The sequence below is a fragment of the Glaciibacter kafniensis genome (assembly GCF_039538945.1).
In the GTDB taxonomy this organism is placed as follows: Bacteria; Actinomycetota; Actinomycetes; order Actinomycetales; family Microbacteriaceae; genus Cryobacterium; species Cryobacterium kafniensis.
This window is the reverse complement of record NZ_BAABCN010000002.1, coordinates 1,456,251-1,473,424: the sequence shown is the minus strand read 5'-3', so window position 1 is coordinate 1,473,424 and position 17,174 is coordinate 1,456,251. Positions and strand designations below refer to the sequence as shown.

Below are 17,174 nucleotides of genomic sequence, written 5' to 3'. Positions count from 1 at the left end.
GAAATCGTTGCCAGCGGGTAACAACTTCTCTCTCAGTTTGGAAATCGGCTGAGCGATCTTTAGGGTCATTAACCATCCCCCTTTTAGGTCGCCCTCTTTCAGGTCGCCCTCTTTTGGGTCGCCCTCATTGAGGGTTCGAACTATCAAGCGTGGGAGCTTTGCCACAAGCGACGCCCCCGCGCACACTTTTGCACTGGAGGAATTTTGAAAAACAGGAGACTTGGCATTGTCGCCATCGCTCTGGCCACGGCAGGAGCGCTCGCGCTCACCGGTTGCGCCAGCGGCGAGAAGAAGCCGGCATCTGCCGGTGACGCCACCGCTATCGTGACCACCAACGGCTCGGAGCCGCAGAACCCGCTGCTCCCCGCCAACACCACCGAGACGGGTGGCGGCAAGATCGTCACGTCGATCTTCGCCGGACTGGTGGCATACGACAGCAAGGGTGAGATCGTCAACGAGGTCGCAAAGTCGATCGAGTCCGACGACTCTCAGCACTGGACCGTCACTCTGAATGACGGCTGGACCTTCACCAACGACGAGCCCGTCGACTCGAACTCGTTCGTCGATGCCTGGAACTACGCAGCACTGGCGAGCAACGCCCAGGGCGCTTCAGGTTTCTTCGAGAACGTCGTCGGCTACTCAGCTGAGGCAGACTCGGCACTGACCGGCCTCAAGGTTGTCGACGACACGACGTTCACCGTCGACCTCGTCTCCCCTCAGGCTGACTTCCCGCTGACCCTCGGCTACTCGGCCTTCATGCCGATCCCGAAGGCCGGCCTCGCCGACATGAAGGCGTTCGGCGAGAACCCGATCGGCAACGGCCCGTACATGCTGGCCTCCGACAAGGCTTGGGTTCACAACGAGAAGGTCGACCTCGTCACGAACCCGAAGTACGACGGTGTGCGCAAGCCGAAAAACGGTGGCTTGAGCATCATCTTCTACGGCACGCTGGACCCGGCCTACGCCGACGTTCAGGGTGGAAACCTTGACGTGCTTGACACGGTTCCGGACTCCGCGTTCGAGACCTACCAGGCAGAGTTCGGTGACCGTACGGTCAACCAGCCGGCCGCCATCTTCCAGGCGATGAACATCCCGGGCTACATCGAGCACTTCAGCGGTGAAGAAGGAAAGCTCCGCCGTCACGCCATCTCGATGTCGATCAACCGCGACGAGATCACCAAGGTCATCTTCCAGGGCACCCGCACCCCGGCGACCGACTTCACCTCCCCGGTGATCCCCGGTCACTCCGACAAGCTCAAGGGTGCTGAGGTTCTGAAGTTCAACCCGACCGAGTCAAAGAAGCTGTGGGCAGAGGCCGACGCCATCTCCCCGTACACCGGCACGTTTGACATCGCGTACAACTCCGATGGCGGACACCAGGCCTGGGTCGACGCTGTGGCAAACAGCATCGTCAACACGCTGGGCATCAAGGCCGTCGGCAAGCCGTACCCGACCTTTGCCGCCTCGCTCGATGACCGTGAGCAGCAGAAGTTGACCGGCGCCGTGCGTTCCGGATGGCAGGGTGACTTCCCGTCGGTCTCGAACTTCCTCTCGCCGCTGTACCCGACGGGTGCAGGCAACAACTACGAGGGCTACAGCAACCCCGAGTTCGACCAGCTGCTGAAGGACGGCCTCGCCGCCCCCACGCCCGAGGATGCGAACAAGAAGTTCCAGGCTGCACAGGAAGTTCTGCTGAGCGACCTGGCGACGGTTCCCCTGTGGAACGCCAACGCTGTCGGCGTCTGGGCTGACACCGTCAGCAACGTTGTATTCGGCTGGGACTCCGTGCCGATGTACAGCGAGATCACCAAGGGCTAGTCCTTCCTACTAACCCGATTCTGAGTTAGTCCTGCTGTCCGGGGCGTTCGCGCTCCCGGACAGCAGGCTGACCTGTCTCATTCAGCGATTGTGACCTCTATGCTCCTTCCAAACTACGGAGGATGCTGATGCTGTGGTACACCGGCAAACGTATTCTCCAGATGATTCCCGTCTTCTTCGGCGCGACTTTCCTGATCTACTTCATGGTGTTCTCGCTGCCGGGCGACCCGATCGCCGCGCTCTACGGCGACCACCCCCCGGCCCCCAATGTGATCGAATCGATCAGGGCCCAGTACAACCTCGACAAGCCGTTCATCGTTCAGTACCTGCTGTACATCGGCGGGTTCTTCCAGGGCGACCTCGGAACCACGTATTCCGGCCGCGCAGTCTCCGACGTGATGGCTTCGGCCTTCCCGATTACGCTGCGACTTGCGACTCTTGCCCTGTTCTTCGAGGCAGTAGCCGGCATCACCATCGGTCTGATCGCCGGTCTCCGCAAGGGCAAATGGTTCGATGCGAGTGCGCTCGTCGTCAGCCTGCTGCTCATCTCGGTGCCGACGTTCGTCATCGGTTTCGTGCTGCAATTCGTTTTCGGCATTCAGCTCGGCTGGGCCAGAACGACAGTCAGTGGTGATGCGCCATACAGCGAGCTCATCCTGCCGGCCATCGTGCTCGCATCCGTCTCGTTCGCCTACATCGTGCGGCTCACCCGCGCGAGTGTGTCTGACAACCTCAACGCCGACTTCGTGCGCACCGCAACGGCGAAGGGCCTCTCCCGCCCCCGCGTGGTGACCGTGCACGTGTTGCGCAACTCGCTCGTACCCGTCGTGACGTTCTTGGGTGTTGACCTGGGTTCGCTGATGGTCGGTGCGATCGTGACAGAGGGAATCTTCAATATCAACGGAGTGGGCGGCACCGTCTTCCGAGCAGTGAAGCTCGGCGAAGGCCCGACGGTTGTGTCGTTCATTGCGGTGATGGTCATCATCTTCGTCGTGGCGAACCTGCTCGTCGACCTGCTCTACGCACTGCTTGACCCAAGGATCCGCTATGCAAAATAGAAACTACCGATCCCAGGAACACTACGTCGCGCCACTCGAAGACACGCCGATCGCTCCGATCGACCGTCTTGACGATTCCGAGAAAGCCCGCAGCACCTGGGCGGATGCCTGGGATTCGATGCGTCGGCGTCCCTCCTTCTGGATCTCGTCGGCCCTGATCGTTTTGATCCTGGTCGTGGCCGCGTTCCCCGGGCTGTTCGCCCAGGTCTCGCCGACCAGCTGCCAGCTGGCCAACAGCAACGGGGGGCCGGAGGCCGGGCATCCGCTCGGATTCACCCGCCAGGGTTGTGACGTCTACTCGCGGATCATCTTTGGGGCTCAGGCCTCGGTCATTGTCGGTGTGCTGGCCACGCTGCTCGTGACGATCACCGGTGTGATCGTCGGAGCACTGGCCGGGTTCTACGGCGGGTTCCTTGACACGTTCGTCTCGCGCATCGGCGACATCTTCTTCGCGATCCCCACCGTGCTCGGTGCGATCGTTCTGATGTCGGTGCTGCCGGAGCGCACGCCGGTCACCGTGGCGTTGGTGTTGGCGGTCTTCGCTTGGCCGCAGATCGCTCGCATCATGCGTGGAGCGGTCTTGAGCGCACGCAACTCCGACTACGTGATGGCCTCGACAGCCCTCGGGGTGTCAAAGTTCCGTATCCTCCTCAGGCACGTGGTTCCGAACTCGATCGCCCCGGTGATCGTGGTCGCGACCATCTCGCTCGGAACGTTCATCGTCGCCGAGGCGACCCTGTCGTTCCTGGGCATCGGATTGCCGGGGAGTGTCATGTCCTGGGGCAACGACATTTCTCAGGCACAGACATCGATTCGCACGAACCCGCAGATCCTGCTCTACCCGTCTGCGGCGCTGTCGATCACAGTGCTTTCATTTCTGATGTTGGGCGACGTGGTTCGCGACGCTCTTGACCCGGCGGCGAGGGCCCGACGATGACACTTCTGCTCAACGAAACCAAGGGTCAAGAAATTGACACCTCGAACTCACCTCTCCTGCAGATCCGCAACCTTGAGGTCGGCTTCCGCACGCAGCGTGGGCTGGTGCCCGCCGTGCGCGGTGTCGACATCACTCTCTACGCCGGTCAGACGCTCGCCATCGTGGGGGAGTCGGGCTCTGGCAAGTCAACGACCGCACAGTCGATCATCGACCTGCTTCCCGGCACCGGGCAGGTGACCGGCGGTCAGATTCTCTTCGAAGGTCGCGACCTGACCAAACTGTCTCCGAAAGAGATTCAGGATGTGCGTGGTCGCCTGATCGGCTACGTGCCGCAGGACCCGATGTCGAATCTCAACCCGGTCTGGAACATTGGCTTCCAGGTTGAAGAGGCGATCAGGGCAAACAACGTCGCCCAGGGCAAGGATGTGCGTCTGCGCGCCATTCAGGTTCTGCAGGAGGCCGGCCTCAGCGATGCTGCCGAACGACTCAAGCAGTACCCGCACCAGTTCTCCGGCGGCATGCGCCAGCGGGTGCTGATCGGGATCGGCCTGTCTTCGCGTCCGAAGCTGCTCATCGCCGACGAGCCGACGAGCGCGCTCGACGTCACAGTGCAGCGGCAGATCCTCGATCACTTGGGCACCCTCACCCGCGACTACGGCACCTCGGTGCTGTTCATCACGCACGACCTCGGCCTGGCCGCGGAACGTGCCGAACAGCTCGTGGTGATGTACAAGGGCAAGGTCGTCGAGTCGGGACCGTCACAGGAGATCCTGGCCAACCCGAAGCATCCGTACACTCAGCGGCTGGTTTCTGCGGCACCGAGCCTGGCCTCGCGTCGCATCCAGACGGCGAAGAGCGCTGGCGCCATCGACCCGGCCATCTTCGGTGAAGGCTCACTCGACGAGACCTTGATCGCTCGCGCGGCCTCGCGCGAGGAGTCGGCCCCTGCAGCCGACCTGATCTCGGTGCAGTCGGTCTCCAAGACCTACCGCATTCGCCAGCAGGGATTCAAATACAAGGAGCTGCAGGCGGTCGACGATGTCTCGTTCGGCATTCAGCGCGGCACCACGACGGCTATCGTCGGCGAATCCGGGTCGGGCAAGTCCACGGTCGCGAAGATGATTCTGCAGCTGGAGAGCGTCACCAGCGGCCGCATCGAATTCGACGGTCAGGATGTCGCCGGGCTCAAGGGTGCAGACCTGCTGAAGTTCCGTCGTCGCGTGCAGCCGGTCTTCCAAGACCCGTACGGCTCACTTGACCCGCAGTACAACGTGGGAAACACCATTGCTGAACCGCTGCTGGCGCACCGCGTCGGCACGGCGAAGGAACGCCAGGCGCGCGTACTCGAGTTGCTCGACCAGGTGTCATTGCCGGCATCCACCCGGTACCGCTACCCGAGCGAGTTGTCTGGCGGGCAGCGTCAGCGCATCGCCGTGGCGCGCGCCCTGGCGTTGAAGCCCGACGTGCTCGTGCTGGACGAGGCGGTTTCGGCGCTCGATGTGTTGGTGCAGGGTCAGGTTCTGAACCTGCTCACCGAACTGCAGAGCGAACTCGGTCTTACCTACCTCTTCATCACCCACGACCTCGCGGTCGTGCGGTTGATCGCAGACAACGTCTGCGTGATGAAGAAGGGCTCGATCATCGAGGCGGCGACGACCGACGAGGTCTTCGACAACCCGCAGCAGATCTACACGCAGGAACTCCTCGCCGCCATCCCCGGTGGCAACTTCGAGTTCGGGCGCTAAGCCGCGCTCAAAAGAGTCATCTGAAACCGCTGGGCGGCACCACATCGTGGTGCCGCCCAGCGGCGTTGAGGGGGACGGCGCGGTGCCTTTTACCACAGACTTGGGCGCTTTGTAGCGTTTCACCGTAACCAGGTGGCCGTTTGTTGCTTCTTTTGTCGAAGAGGCGCAACAATGCGGCGTCCACGTCACTGCTTGGTAACGATTGGCCCCCGGTTGGGGTCAATTTCGCGCCGTTGAAACTAGGGTCATCTGTAATCGAACGCCAGGTGCACTCGTTGCGCCTGGCGTCACGCTCTCTTACGAGGAGGAACTGTGCGCATTATGGGAAAGGCTCGTTTGGCGGTCACTGCGATCGCCATCGCCGGGGTAGCAGCACTCTCGCTGTCCGGCTGCACTACCGCACCAAAGACCGAGCCGACGGCTGCAGCAGGGGGAACGGCGACAGTCGCTGTCGTCAATGAGTTCACATCGCTGAACTCGCAGACCCCCCAGGGCAACCTCGACACGAACGGCCAGGTCGGATACCTGAACGGTTCGTACGGCACCGGGTTCCAGTACATCGACAACGAATTCAAGATCGTTCACGACGACAAGTTCGGCACGATGGAGAAGACCTCTGACGACCCGTTGACGGTCAAGTACACCCTCAATAAAGATTTGAAGTGGTCTGACGGCGAGCCGATCACGGCCGACGACATGGTGTTGGCCTGGGCGATCGCGTCTGGCTACTACGACGACGCCACCATCGACCCCGCCAGCGGCGAGGTCTCCAGCGGCAACCAATACTTCTCGATCGCCGCCAGCACGGCCGGCGTCGACACCACTGCCTACCCGACGGTGGGCGACGACAACGAGTCGATCGAACTGGTCTATTCCAAGCCTTACGTCGACTGGGAGCTGGTCAACCCGATCGCCCAGCCGGCCCACATCGTGGCCAAGAAGGCCGGACTCGCCTCGGCAGCCGACCTGACCAAGCTCATCGCGAGCTTGCCGAAGGGTGACCCGACAGCACCGGCCACGCCGAACGCCGACTTCAAGAAGGCTGCTGACTTCGTCAACACCGGCTATGACGTCACCGCGTTCCCGACCGACCCCGACCTGCTCGTGGCCAGCGGACCGTTCGTGCTGTCTGCCTGGACCCCTGGCCAGTCGCTCACCATGACGCGCAACGAGCACTATGCGGCCGGCCTGACACCGAAGGTCGACAAGATCGTCATGCGCATCATCGGTGACGCCAACGCCCAGGTGACGGCCTTGCAGAACGGCGAGGTGGACATCATCAACCCGCAGGCCTCTGCGGACACTCTCGCGGCCCTCAAGAACGCCAACGCCACGATCCTGTCCGGCGACCAGGTCTCATACGACCACCTCGACCTGACCTTCAGCACCGACGGTGTCTTCGCCGACAAGAGTGTGCGCGAGGCGTTCCTGAAGACCATCCCGCGCCAGCAGATCCTCGACGCGATCGTGACCCCGGTCAACCCCGACGCGAAGGTGCTCGACTCGCAGCTCTTCCTGCCGAACCAGGCCGAGTACGCAGACACCGTCAAGAACAACGGATCCAGCGCCTACGGCGACGTTGACATCGAAGGTGCCAAGGCGCTGCTGGCCGGCAAGACCCCCGAGGTCAAGCTGATGTACAACACCACCAACCCGAACCGGGTCGACGAGTACCAGGCGATTCTCGCCTCGGCCACCGAGGCCGGCTTCAAGATTGTCGATGCCGGTTCACCGGACTGGAGCAAGAAGCTCGGCGACGGCTCGTACGATGCAGTGTTGTTCGGTTGGATCGCACCCGGTGCCGGAACCTCCGGTATCCCGCAGATCTTCGGACCGGTCGGCAGCGGTGGTAACTACAACAACTACGCCGGAACCGGTGACCTGGCCATCGAGACTCAGTCGACTCTCGACAAGGACAAGCTTCTCGACCTGCAGCTGCAGATCGACAAGCAGACCTTCGGCGACGCGTATGGACTGCCGCTGTTCCAGCTGCCCGGCATCTTCGGAACCAGCAGCAAGATCGACGGCGTGAAGTTCATGGGCAACCAGACCGGACCGTTCTGGAACTTCTGGGAGTGGTCAATCAAGTAATCGCGACATCAGCCGGTCCTCGCGTCTTAGGGCGCGAGGACCGGCTTTCGCGACTGCGGGCAGAGACCGCCCCGCAGTGATCACCCACCGCTCCAGTGAGGTAACCCATCAATGGCGAGTTTCATTCTGAGACGAGTTCTCGTCTCCATTCTCATTCTTCTTGCCGCATCGTTTCTGATGTACATGCTTGTGGCGTTCTCTGTCGATCCGCTCGAGGATCTGCGCAGCAGCAGCGCGGCCAACAAAGATCAGCTGATCACAGCCAGGATCCAGCTTCTCAACCTTGAGGTTCCGCCTCCGCTGCGATGGGTCATGTGGCTCGGCGGCGTTGCCGGGTGTCTGATCCCCTTCGCCAACGCGTGCAATCTCGGGCCGACAGTCGCCAACGCACAGGTCATCGACCTCTTGCCGAATGCTTTGAGTTCGACGGTGCAGCTCGTCACCCTGGCGCTACTGCTTGCCATCATCTTTGGAATCACGATCGGCATCGTGACCGCCCTGCGTCAGTACAGCGGCCTCGACAACACGATGACCTTCATCAGCTTCTTTCTCTACTCGCTCCCGGCGTTCCTGGTCGCGGTGCTGCTCAAAGAGTTCGTCGCGATCTCCTTCAACAACTTCCTCCGTGATCCGGTGGTATCGGCGTTCTGGGCGCTCGGGATCGGTGTGGTCGTCGGAGCAATTTGGCAGTCCCTCATCGGCGGAGCACGTCGGCAACGCCTCGCGGTGTTTGTGGTCTCGGGCGCCAGCACGTCGCTGCTGCTCTGGTTCATGTCCGCCACCGGATGGTTCATGACCCCGGGAATCGGGCCGGTGGCCATGGTCGTGCTCGTCGCGGCGATCGCTGTGGGCGTCGCCGCCCTCGTGGCCGGCATCCGCCAACGCCGGGCAGTGCTGACGGCGGGGATCAACGCGGCGATTGCCGTGATCTGCTACTTCGCTTTGCAGCCGCTCCTTGATATCTCCAGTTTTGGGACGATCGCCATTCTCGGGCTCGTCACCGTGGCGGTCGGACTGCTCAGCGGATATCTCGTGGGCGGCTATGACCGGGGACAGAACATGCGAGTCGGCGTGCTGACGGCTGTGCTCTCGGCGGCGCTCATTCTGCTCGACCGCTTTATGCAGTCCTGGCCCGCCTACCTGGCGGAAAGCCAGATCAACGGACGTCCGATCGCAACGGTCGGCTCGGTCACACCGAACCTGGGCGGAGATTTCTGGATCAGCGGGATCGACAGTTTCACCCACCTGCTGCTGCCGACGATCACGCTTCTGCTCATCTCCTTCGCCGGCTATACCCGGTATTCACGGGCCGGGATGCTGGAGGTGCTGAACCAGGATTACATCCGCACCGCGCGTGCCAAGGGGCTCCCGGAACGCACCGTCATCGTGCGCCACGCCTTTCGCAACGTGCTCATCCCCATCACCACCCTGATCGCCTTCGACGTGGGCGCGCTGCTCGGTGGGGCGATCATCACCGAAACCGTGTTCGCGATTCCCGGAATGGGGCTGCTGTTCAGCACTGGGCTTCGGCGCGGCGATCTCAACCCGGTGATGGGCTACTTCTTGGTGATCGCCACGATGGCGATCCTGTTCAACTTCTTGGCTGACCTGGCGTATGCCAGCCTTGACCCGAGGGTGAGGGTTCGATAATGGCACTCGACACGCACGTGAACGGCAACGGCAATGGCCGTGGAAACGGCGAGGGCACCGTACCGGCGGCAAAAGCCCCGGAGAGTCAGGGCCGCCTTATCTGGCGGCGCTTCCGCGGAAATAGAATCGCGGTGACCTCCGGCGTGCTGGCGGTCGTCATCATTCTGTTCGCAATCTCGGCGATCGGGCTCGGCCCCATCCCCGGGTGGTGGAAGTACAGCTATACCGCGCTGAACCCTCAGGTCAACAACGGGGCGCCCACTCTCAGCCTGATTCCGACCTGGCTCGGGGGATCCGGCATCACGCTCGGGGAGCATCCGTTCGGGCAGAACCGCATCGGCAAGGACTACTTCGCCATGACAATGCGAGGAATCCAGAACTCCGCGCTCGTCATGGTCGTTCTGGGCGGTATCGCCAGCGTTCTCGGCGTCGTCGTCGGGGCCATCGCCGGTTACTACCGGGGCCGAGTTGATGCGATTCTCATGCGCATCACCGATGTGTTCATCGTCATCCCGGCCCTCGTGGTCGGTTCGGTGGTCGGCTACTTCGCCGGCAACCTCGGGGCGTTTCTCTTGTCCCTGATGCTCGGCCTCTTCTCCTGGATGGGGATCGCCCGCCTGGTGCGCGGTGAATTCCTCTCGTTGAGAGAACGGCCATTCGTGGAGGCAGCTCGGGTCGCCGGTGCTTCTGACCGGCGCATCATCTTCACGCACATCCTGCCGAACGCCATGGGCGTGGTCATCGTCTCCTCGACGCTGATCATGGCCTCCGCAATTCTGTTGGAGACGGCGCTGAGCTTTCTGGGGTTCGGAATCCGCGCACCCGATGTGTCGCTGGGTTTGCTGATCAGCTCGAACCAGTCGGCATTCCAAACCCGGCCCTGGTTGTTCTGGTGGCCCGGATTCTTCATCGTGGCCTTGGCGCTGTTGGTGAACTTCGTCGGCGACGGCCTGCGCGACGCCTTCGACCCGCGGCACCGCCGGTTCAAGCTGAGACTGATGCAGGAGCAGCTGCTCGAGCCAGAGGAGGAGCAGGTATGACCGTTGCGCCACGCTTCCTAGCTGCTGAGCGACGCCACCATGGTGGCCAGGGCCAGCACGCTCAACACGACAATGATCAGGGTGTGGCGAGTGATCACAACCGCGGTCTCATCGGCGACTCCGGCTTCGACCAAGCCGAGGTCACGCAGGCGGGTCCACCGGCTGCGCACCACAGCGGCGGCCTGACCGGATTCGGTGTTGATGAGATCTCCGGGGCGCACTTCGGCGGATGCCGACAGCCCGGCTTGGGATTCGGAGCCGGTCGATCGCGAGTTGCGCAGGCTTGTCACATGGCCGGGAGCGGGGGCCGACCAGGCCACGTATTTGTGGCCAGGGGTGTACAGAGTCAGCGCGTACTTCGTGTCAACGTTGATGAGGGCAGCCCAGGGGATGCGGATCGTGCGAAAGACGTTGCGCAGCTCGACGCCCTCGTCGGTGACGGCGGTGTACGGGCGCCACAGGGCCTCCCACGCCAGAAGGCTGAAGAACGCGGCGGGGATCAGGGTGAGCAACGGAGCTCCTGGTCCGACGAAGAACAGGCTTCCCGCGATCAGAGCGGCAATCACCCACACACAGACGGCAAGCAAGCGATTGAAGCGCGAAGCGATCTCGACGCGGTCTCCGGGGATAGTGGTCTGCATTTTTCTATGCTGACAGCATCCGGAGCTGTGCGGAAATGCACGACGGCGTCTGGCGCACCAGCGCACGACGTGAAAGGGAGCACACACTCATGACCGACACCCTCCTGACCGAGACAAGGACGGGACACCCCGTCTTGGAGGTCACCGACCTCAGCGTCGATTTCGGCGTCGACGGCTTTTGGATTCCCGCTGCGTCGAAACTCACGTATTCGATCCAACCGCGCGAGGTGCTGGCGATCGTGGGGGAGTCAGGTTCTGGCAAGAGCGCGAGCTCGATGGCCGTGCTCGACCTCTTGCCGCAGAACAGCCGAATTTCGGGCAGCGTCAAGCTTGACGGGCGTGAGCTTCGCGGCCTCAGCCCTGCACAGATGCGCAAGGTGCGCGGCCGTCAGGTGGCCGTCATCTTTCAGGAGCCGATGACCGCGCTCAACCCGGTGTACACGATCGGATTCCAGATCGTGGAGACGCTGCGTCTGCACTTCGGCATGTCGCCGAGCCAAGCCAAGGAGCGCGCGTTGCAACTCCTGGAGATGGTGGAACTCCCTGACCCGCTGAAGGCCTTCAGGTCGTACCCGCACCAGCTCTCCGGCGGGCAGCTGCAACGCGCGATGATCGCCCAATCGATCTCCTGCGACCCCAAGCTGCTGATCGCCGACGAGCCGACCACTGCACTGGATGTCACGGTGCAGGCCGAGATTCTCGACCTGTTGCGCAACCTGCGTGACCGCCTCGACAGCGCCATTCTGCTGATCACCCACGACATGGGCGTGGTCGCCGACCTGGCCGACCACATCGCGGTCATGCGCAAGGGAGTGATCGTCGAGGCCGGCACGAGCGAACAGATCTTTGCGGCGCCGCAGCATCCGTACACGATCGCCCTGCTCCAGGCCGTTCCGTTTCTGGGGCAGCGCGACAATGAGGAGATCGACACCACTGCCTCGCTGGCCATCGGGAGTGAACTCGAGACCAGTGTCGACTTCGCTGTTCGCGTCGAGATCAATGAGCGTCTGGCGGAAGTCGCCGCACAGGTCGACGCGGTCGACACCCGCCGTGTCGTCGTCGAGTTCGACAATGTCGCGATCGAATACCCCAAGAGCGGCCATGTGCAGGCATTCCGCGCCGCAGACGGCATCAACCTCCGCATCAGGGAGGGCGAGGTGGTCGGTCTCGTGGGGGAGTCCGGCTCGGGCAAGACCACGCTGGGGCGTGCGGCGATCGGGTTGCTACCCATCACAGAGGGGCGGTTGGTCGTCGCCGGTGAGGACCTTTCGCACGCCGGCCGCGAGGACATCCGTCGGTTGCACAAGAACGTCGGAATCGTTTTTCAAGACCCGTCTTCCTCCCTCAACCCACGATTGCCGATCGGTGCCAGCATCGGCGAGCCGCTGCTGTTGGCGAAACGGTTTGCCGGGGCAGCGCTGAACGCCGAGGTCGAGCGTCTGCTCGACAGCGTCGAATTGCCGCGCAGCTACCGCAGTCGGTACCCGCACGAGCTTTCCGGCGGGCAGAAGCAGCGGGTCGGCATCGCGCGGGCGTTGGCGCTGGGACCGCAGGTGCTCGTGGCCGATGAGCCGACCAGCGCTCTGGACGTCTCGGTGCAAGCGCGTGTTCTCGTGCTCTTGCAAGCACTGCAGAAAGAGATGAACTTCGCCTGTCTGTTCATCACCCACGACCTGGCGGTCATCGATGTGCTGGCCGACCGGATTGCGGTGATGCACCACGGCAAACTTGTCGAGACCGGAACCAGAGACGAGATCCTGCGCAACCCGAAGGAGGCGTACACCCAGCGTTTGCTCGCCGCGGTGCCGCTGCCCGACCCGGCCAAACAGCGCGAGCGTCGTCTGCTCCGTCAGGAGTTGCGTGCGGTCGGTGACAGAACCTCGTAGTTCTGCGCCCGGTGCCGAGGCACCGGGCGCTGCAGTGGCTAGCCATCAGGGCCAAGCGCTGCAGTGCCTACCACTTCTGCGAGCTCCGCGCGAATATTCAGGAACCGTGCGGTAAGATTGTCAGTCGGGCCACCTTCTGGCCACACTTCCATTCTTAGTCGCACGCGACATTTTGCGGCAGCAATTCTTTGTGAGGAACTCTTTTATGGCGATTGCCACGCGCAATAACCTTCGAAACGTAGCTATCGTTGCCCACGTTGACCACGGCAAGACCACGCTCGTTGACGCGATGCTTCGCCAGACGGACTCCTTCGCCGAGCACGCGCACCTCGAAGAGCGTGCAATGGACTCCAACGAGCTCGAGCGCGAAAAGGGCATCACGATCCTCGCCAAGAACACGGCGATCTCGTACAAGGGCAAGCACGCCACCGACGGCCCGATCACCATCAACGTGATCGACACCCCCGGCCACGCCGACTTCGGTGGCGAGGTCGAGCGCGGCCTGTCAATGGTTGACGGCGTTGTTCTGCTCGTCGACGCCAGTGAGGGCCCGCTGCCGCAGACCCGCTTCGTGCTGCGCAAGGCGCTCGAAGCCAAGCTGCCCGTCATTCTGTTGGTCAACAAGACCGACCGTCCGGATGCGCGCATCGAAGAGGTCGTCAGCGAAAGCCAGGACCTCCTCCTCGGTCTCGCCAGCGACATGGCTGACGACGTTCCCGACCTAGACCTCGACCTGGTGCTCAACGTGCCGGTCGTCTACGCCTCTGGCCGTAACGGCGCCGCAAGCCTCACCCAGCCCGCCAACGGCGAGCTGCCAGACAACGATGACCTCGAGCCGCTCTTCGAAGCGATCCTCGAGCACATCCCGGCTCCGGTCTACGACGACGAGCACCCGCTGCAGGCGTGGGTCACCAACCTCGACTCCTCGCCGTTCCTCGGTCGCCTCGCGCTGCTGCGCATCTTCCAGGGCACCATCAAAAAGGGTCAGACCGTGGCCTGGATCAAGCACGACGGATCCGTGCACAACGTGCGCGTCACCGAGCTGATGATCACCAAGGCTCTCGACCGCTACCCGGCCGAAAGCGCCGGCCCCGGCGACATCGTTGCCGTTGCCGGTTTCGCCGACATCACCATCGGTGAGACCCTGGCTGACCCGGAAGACCCGCGCCCGCTGCCGACCATCACGGTTGACGACCCGGCCATCTCGATGACCATCGGAACCAACACCTCGCCGCTCATCGGCAAGGTCAAGGGCCACAAGCTCACCGCCCGCATGGTCAAGGACCGTCTGGACAAGGAGCTCGTCGGTAACGTCTCGCTCAAGGTTCTCGACATCGGACGCCCCGACGCCTGGGAAGTTCAGGGACGTGGCGAGCTCGCTCTCGCCATCCTGGTCGAGCAGATGCGTCGCGAAGGCTTCGAGCTGACCGTCGGCAAGCCGCAGGTTGTTGTCAAGAAGGTCGACGGCAAGGTTCACGAGCCGTTCGAGCACCTCACGATCGACGCCCCGGAAGAGTACCTCGGTGGCATCACTCAGCTCCTCGCCGCCCGCAAGGGTCGCATGGAGAACATGGCGAACCACGGCACCGGCTGGGTTCGCATGGAGTTCATCGTTCCGTCGCGTGGGCTCATCGGCTTCCGCACCGAGTTCCTCACCACCACGCGTGGTACCGGTATCGCCAACGCGATCTCGCACGGTTACGAGCCCTGGGCCGGCACCATCAACACGCGCAACAACGGCTCGATCGTTGCTGACCGCTCAGGTGTTGTCACCCCGTTCGCCATCATCGCTCTGCAGGAGCGCATGTCGTTCTTCGTGCAGCCCACCGAAGAGGTTTACGAAGGCATGGTCATCGGCGAGAACTCGCGCGCCGACGACATGGACGTGAACATCACCAAGGAAAAGAAGCTGACCAACATGCGTCAGTCCACCTCCGACACGTTTGAGTCGATGACCCCGTCGAAGCAGCTCACGCTCGAGCAGTGCCTCGAGTTCGCTCGCGAAGACGAGTGCGTCGAGGTCACGCCAGAGGTCGTGCGTATCCGCAAGGTTGAGCTCGCCGCTCAGGCTCGTGCGCGCAACACCTCGCGTTTGAAGAAGCAGGACGCCAACTAACAGCTTTTCGCTGATTGTTGACAGCAGCCCCTCCCAGGTTCGGGAGGGGCTGCTGTGTTTAACTGGACGCACGTGATGAGACCCTTCGGATCGACCTCGCGCTGACCTCACGACGAAAGAAGAGAACCATGACCAGAATTCGACCGGCCATCGGCATCCCTCTCGCTCTCGTGCTTGCCTTGTCTGCCGCCCCGGTGTTGAGCGGATGCTCCAGCGTCGGTGGGTTGGTCAACGGTGCGGTGCAGCAAGCTTCAGACGGCAAGGTGAGCCTCGGCGGAGCGCTGCCGAAGGGCTGGCCAGAAGAAGTCCCGGTGATCGACGGAGAAATCCTGCTGGGCGCCGGCAATAGCGCCGACGGCCAGACCGGCTGGGTCGTGACCATCAAGTCGGCGGCGGCGGACCCGGTTGCCGACGCGACGGCGCAGCTTGAAGCTGCAGGGTTCGTCGCTGATGCCAGCGGTTCGTCAGGCGGGAACGGTGCCGCTGCACTGAAGAACGACAACTACACGGTGCTCGTGGCGGGCAACGCCGACGGGGTCATCTACACGGTGACGCCGCTCTCTGCGAAGTAGTCGGCGATTTCTGGCGGCGGCTGAGCTCTTCAGCCTGTTCCCGAGGCGGATGCCCGCGCAGAGGTCGGCGGTATCGGCCGCGGCTGTCGCTGCGCTGGTCGGGTGCCGCTGCGCGCGTTGGCGCCCACCCGCGTAGCGGCGCCCGACTAGCGTGACGCGGAATCGGCTTCTGGGAGGGGCGGTGCCCGACCCGCGTGGCGGCATCCGACCCGCGTGGTGCCCCATCTCGTTGGTCGAGGAGCGAGCGCCAGCGAGCCTGCTCCTCGACCAACGAGAGGCCAGCGTGGGCGACTAGGCGAAGAGCTCTGCCCCGACGAATGAGCCCTTGGTCACGCCGGCCGGCACTGCAAAGATGCCGGATCCGACATGGCGCACGTACTCGTTCATCGTGTCGTTGGCCGCGAGCCGCTTCTGGATCGGAATGAACTGCGTGCGCGGATCGCGCTGGAAGGCGATGAAGAACAGTCCGGCGTTCAAACGGCCGAGATCGTCATTGCCATCGACAAAGTTGTAGCCGCGGCGCAGCAGCACCGCGCCGTCGTTCTGGTCGGGATGAGACAGCGCGACATGGGAGTCGACCGGAATGATCGGTGCGTCGTCTCTCCCCTTCATCGCGAAGTTCGGCTCGGTGAATTCGGTGCCGCCGGAGAGCGGTTCACCCTCGCCCTTCGTGCGCCCGATGATGTTCTCCTGCTCGCGAAGCGCGGTGCGATCCCAGGTCTCAATCGTCATGCGGATGCGCCGGGCCACGAGATACGAGCCGCCGGCCATCCAAGCGGCGCCGTCGGCCGCATTGGCCCAGATGTGTTCGTCGACCACCTTCGTGTCTTCGGACTTCACGTTGGCCGTGCCGTCCTTGAACCCGAAGAGGTTGCGGGGGGTGACCTGCGAGCGGCTCGTCGACGAGGTGCGCCCGAAGCCCAACTGCGACCAGCGGATGGAGGCCCGGCCGAACGCGATGCGGGAGAGATTGCGGATGGCGTGCACGGCCACCTGGGGGTCGTCGCTGCAGGCCTGGATGCACAGATCGCCCCCGGTCTGGGCTTCGACGAGGGCATCCGCCTGAAAGTGCGGGAGGTCGACGAGGGCGGCCGGCCGCCGGGACGCGATGCCGAAACGGTCGACACCGGCAGCCGTGGTGAAGAGACTGGGTCCGAACCCGAACGTGATGGTGAGGCCGGACGCCGGCAGGTCGAGCGCCTCGCCGGTGTCGTCAGGGGGAGCGTCATACGGGCCGCTCGCCGGGCCGTACGTGCCGGCTGAGCCGCCGGTCGTCATCCGCGCTGCTGCGACCGTCCAGTCGGTCAGGAGTTCTATGAGCTCGTCGCGGCTGATATCGCCCACGTCGAAGCTGGCGAAGTGCAGGCGGTCCTGGGCCGGAGTGGTGATTCCGGCCTGGTGCGGGCCGTAGAACGGATAGACCGTCGACGCGCTTGTGTGACTCGTGGCGGCACTGACCGCGCGGTCGCCGGCCACGCCGGCCGCGACCCCGACCAGACCCGCACCGACGCCGACCCCGGCCAGGCCGAACAGACCCCGCCGAGACAGCGTCGGCCTCGTCGGCGTGGGGTCGGTGGGCTGCGTGGGTGTCGCCGGGGTCTGGTCGTCGGTCATTTCAGG

The 17,174-nt window shown here is 63.4% G+C and carries 12 protein-coding genes; 10 read left to right on the top strand and 2 right to left on the bottom strand.

Annotated features, from left to right (window positions below):
* Positions 1-204 precede the first annotated feature (204 nt).
* The 7 genes from ABD791_RS07360 to ABD791_RS07330 all read left to right on the top strand — a co-directional run bounded on the left by ABD791_RS07360 (position 205) and on the right by ABD791_RS07330 (position 10,339).
* Positions 205-1,818, top strand: coding sequence for a peptide ABC transporter substrate-binding protein (locus tag ABD791_RS07360; RefSeq protein WP_345064020.1), 1,614 nt, complete (start codon positions 205-207; stop codon positions 1,816-1,818).
* Between the two features lie 128 nt (positions 1,819-1,946).
* A complete protein-coding gene (locus ABD791_RS07355) occupies positions 1,947-2,876 on the top strand; it encodes an ABC transporter permease (protein WP_345064018.1) in 930 nt (309 codons plus the stop codon).
* Entirely contained in the window at positions 2,866-3,813 is a 948-nt protein-coding gene (locus ABD791_RS07350; protein WP_345064016.1) for an ABC transporter permease, read from the top strand. The genes ABD791_RS07355 and ABD791_RS07350 overlap by 11 nt, the downstream gene beginning before the upstream one ends.
* Positions 3,810-5,558: a dipeptide ABC transporter ATP-binding protein gene (locus tag ABD791_RS07345; protein ID WP_345064012.1), complete on the top strand. Its 1,749-nt coding sequence runs from the start codon at positions 3,810-3,812 to the stop codon at positions 5,556-5,558. The genes ABD791_RS07350 and ABD791_RS07345 overlap by 4 nt, the downstream gene beginning before the upstream one ends.
* A gap of 321 nt (positions 5,559-5,879) precedes the next feature.
* Positions 5,880-7,649, top strand: a complete 1,770-nt coding sequence (locus ABD791_RS07340; protein WP_345064569.1) for an ABC transporter family substrate-binding protein — start codon at positions 5,880-5,882, stop codon at positions 7,647-7,649.
* A gap of 111 nt (positions 7,650-7,760) precedes the next feature.
* Positions 7,761-9,299, top strand: a complete 1,539-nt coding sequence (locus tag ABD791_RS07335) for an ABC transporter permease (protein ID WP_345064009.1) — start codon at positions 7,761-7,763, stop codon at positions 9,297-9,299.
* Positions 9,299-10,339, top strand: coding sequence for an ABC transporter permease (locus tag ABD791_RS07330; RefSeq protein WP_345064006.1), 1,041 nt, complete (start codon positions 9,299-9,301; stop codon positions 10,337-10,339). Before ABD791_RS07335 ends, ABD791_RS07330 begins: the two co-directional genes overlap by 1 nt.
* 17 nt (positions 10,340-10,356) lie before the next feature.
* Here the strand turns inward: ABD791_RS07330 and ABD791_RS07325 are convergent, their stop codons facing one another.
* Complete coding sequence (locus ABD791_RS07325) at positions 10,357-10,980, bottom strand: PH domain-containing protein (protein ID WP_345064003.1); 624 nt, start codon at positions 10,978-10,980, stop codon at positions 10,357-10,359.
* Positions 10,981-11,069: 89 nt separating this feature from the next.
* Here ABD791_RS07325 and ABD791_RS07320 point away from each other — a divergent pair, with 89 nt between their 5' ends.
* From ABD791_RS07320 to ABD791_RS07310, 3 genes are all read left to right on the top strand, one after another.
* A complete protein-coding gene (locus ABD791_RS07320; protein ID WP_345064000.1) occupies positions 11,070-12,866 on the top strand; it encodes a dipeptide ABC transporter ATP-binding protein in 1,797 nt (598 codons plus the stop codon).
* Positions 12,867-13,071: 205 nt separating this feature from the next.
* Positions 13,072-14,982 carry a translational GTPase TypA gene (gene typA / locus ABD791_RS07315; RefSeq protein WP_345063997.1) on the top strand — a complete coding sequence of 637 codons (1,911 nt, stop codon included), beginning with the start codon at positions 13,072-13,074 and terminating at the stop codon, positions 14,980-14,982.
* A 128-nt stretch (positions 14,983-15,110) separates the two neighbouring features.
* The gene (locus tag ABD791_RS07310; protein WP_345063994.1) at positions 15,111-15,554 is read left to right on the top strand and encodes a hypothetical protein; all 444 of its coding nucleotides are present in this window, start codon (positions 15,111-15,113) and stop codon (positions 15,552-15,554) included.
* A 291-nt stretch (positions 15,555-15,845) separates the two neighbouring features.
* Here the strand turns inward: ABD791_RS07310 and efeB are convergent, their stop codons facing one another.
* Positions 15,846-17,168: an iron uptake transporter deferrochelatase/peroxidase subunit gene (gene efeB, locus ABD791_RS07305; RefSeq protein WP_345063992.1), complete on the bottom strand. Its 1,323-nt coding sequence runs from the start codon at positions 17,166-17,168 to the stop codon at positions 15,846-15,848.
* Positions 17,169-17,174 lie beyond the last annotated feature (6 nt).

What these genes read in the sequence shown, in the direction of transcription:
- typA (WP_345063997.1), top strand. Translation starts at nt 13,072, where the DNA reads ATGGCGATTGCCACGCGCAATAACCTTCGAAACGTAGCTATCGTTGCC.
- ABD791_RS07325 (WP_345064003.1), bottom strand. Translation starts at nt 10,980, where the DNA reads ATGCAGACCACTATCCCCGGAGACCGCGTCGAGATCGCTTCGCGCTTC.
- ABD791_RS07350 (WP_345064016.1), top strand. Translation starts at nt 2,866, where the DNA reads ATGCAAAATAGAAACTACCGATCCCAGGAACACTACGTCGCGCCACTC.
- ABD791_RS07340 (WP_345064569.1), top strand. Translation starts at nt 5,880, where the DNA reads ATGGGAAAGGCTCGTTTGGCGGTCACTGCGATCGCCATCGCCGGGGTA.
- ABD791_RS07320 (WP_345064000.1), top strand. Translation starts at nt 11,070, where the DNA reads ATGACCGACACCCTCCTGACCGAGACAAGGACGGGACACCCCGTCTTG.
- ABD791_RS07345 (WP_345064012.1), top strand. Translation starts at nt 3,810, where the DNA reads ATGACACTTCTGCTCAACGAAACCAAGGGTCAAGAAATTGACACCTCG.
- ABD791_RS07310 (WP_345063994.1), top strand. Translation starts at nt 15,111, where the DNA reads ATGACCAGAATTCGACCGGCCATCGGCATCCCTCTCGCTCTCGTGCTT.
- ABD791_RS07330 (WP_345064006.1), top strand. Translation starts at nt 9,299, where the DNA reads ATGGCACTCGACACGCACGTGAACGGCAACGGCAATGGCCGTGGAAAC.
- efeB (WP_345063992.1), bottom strand. Translation starts at nt 17,168, where the DNA reads ATGACCGACGACCAGACCCCGGCGACACCCACGCAGCCCACCGACCCC.
- ABD791_RS07335 (WP_345064009.1), top strand. Translation starts at nt 7,761, where the DNA reads ATGGCGAGTTTCATTCTGAGACGAGTTCTCGTCTCCATTCTCATTCTT.
- ABD791_RS07355 (WP_345064018.1), top strand. Translation starts at nt 1,947, where the DNA reads ATGCTGTGGTACACCGGCAAACGTATTCTCCAGATGATTCCCGTCTTC.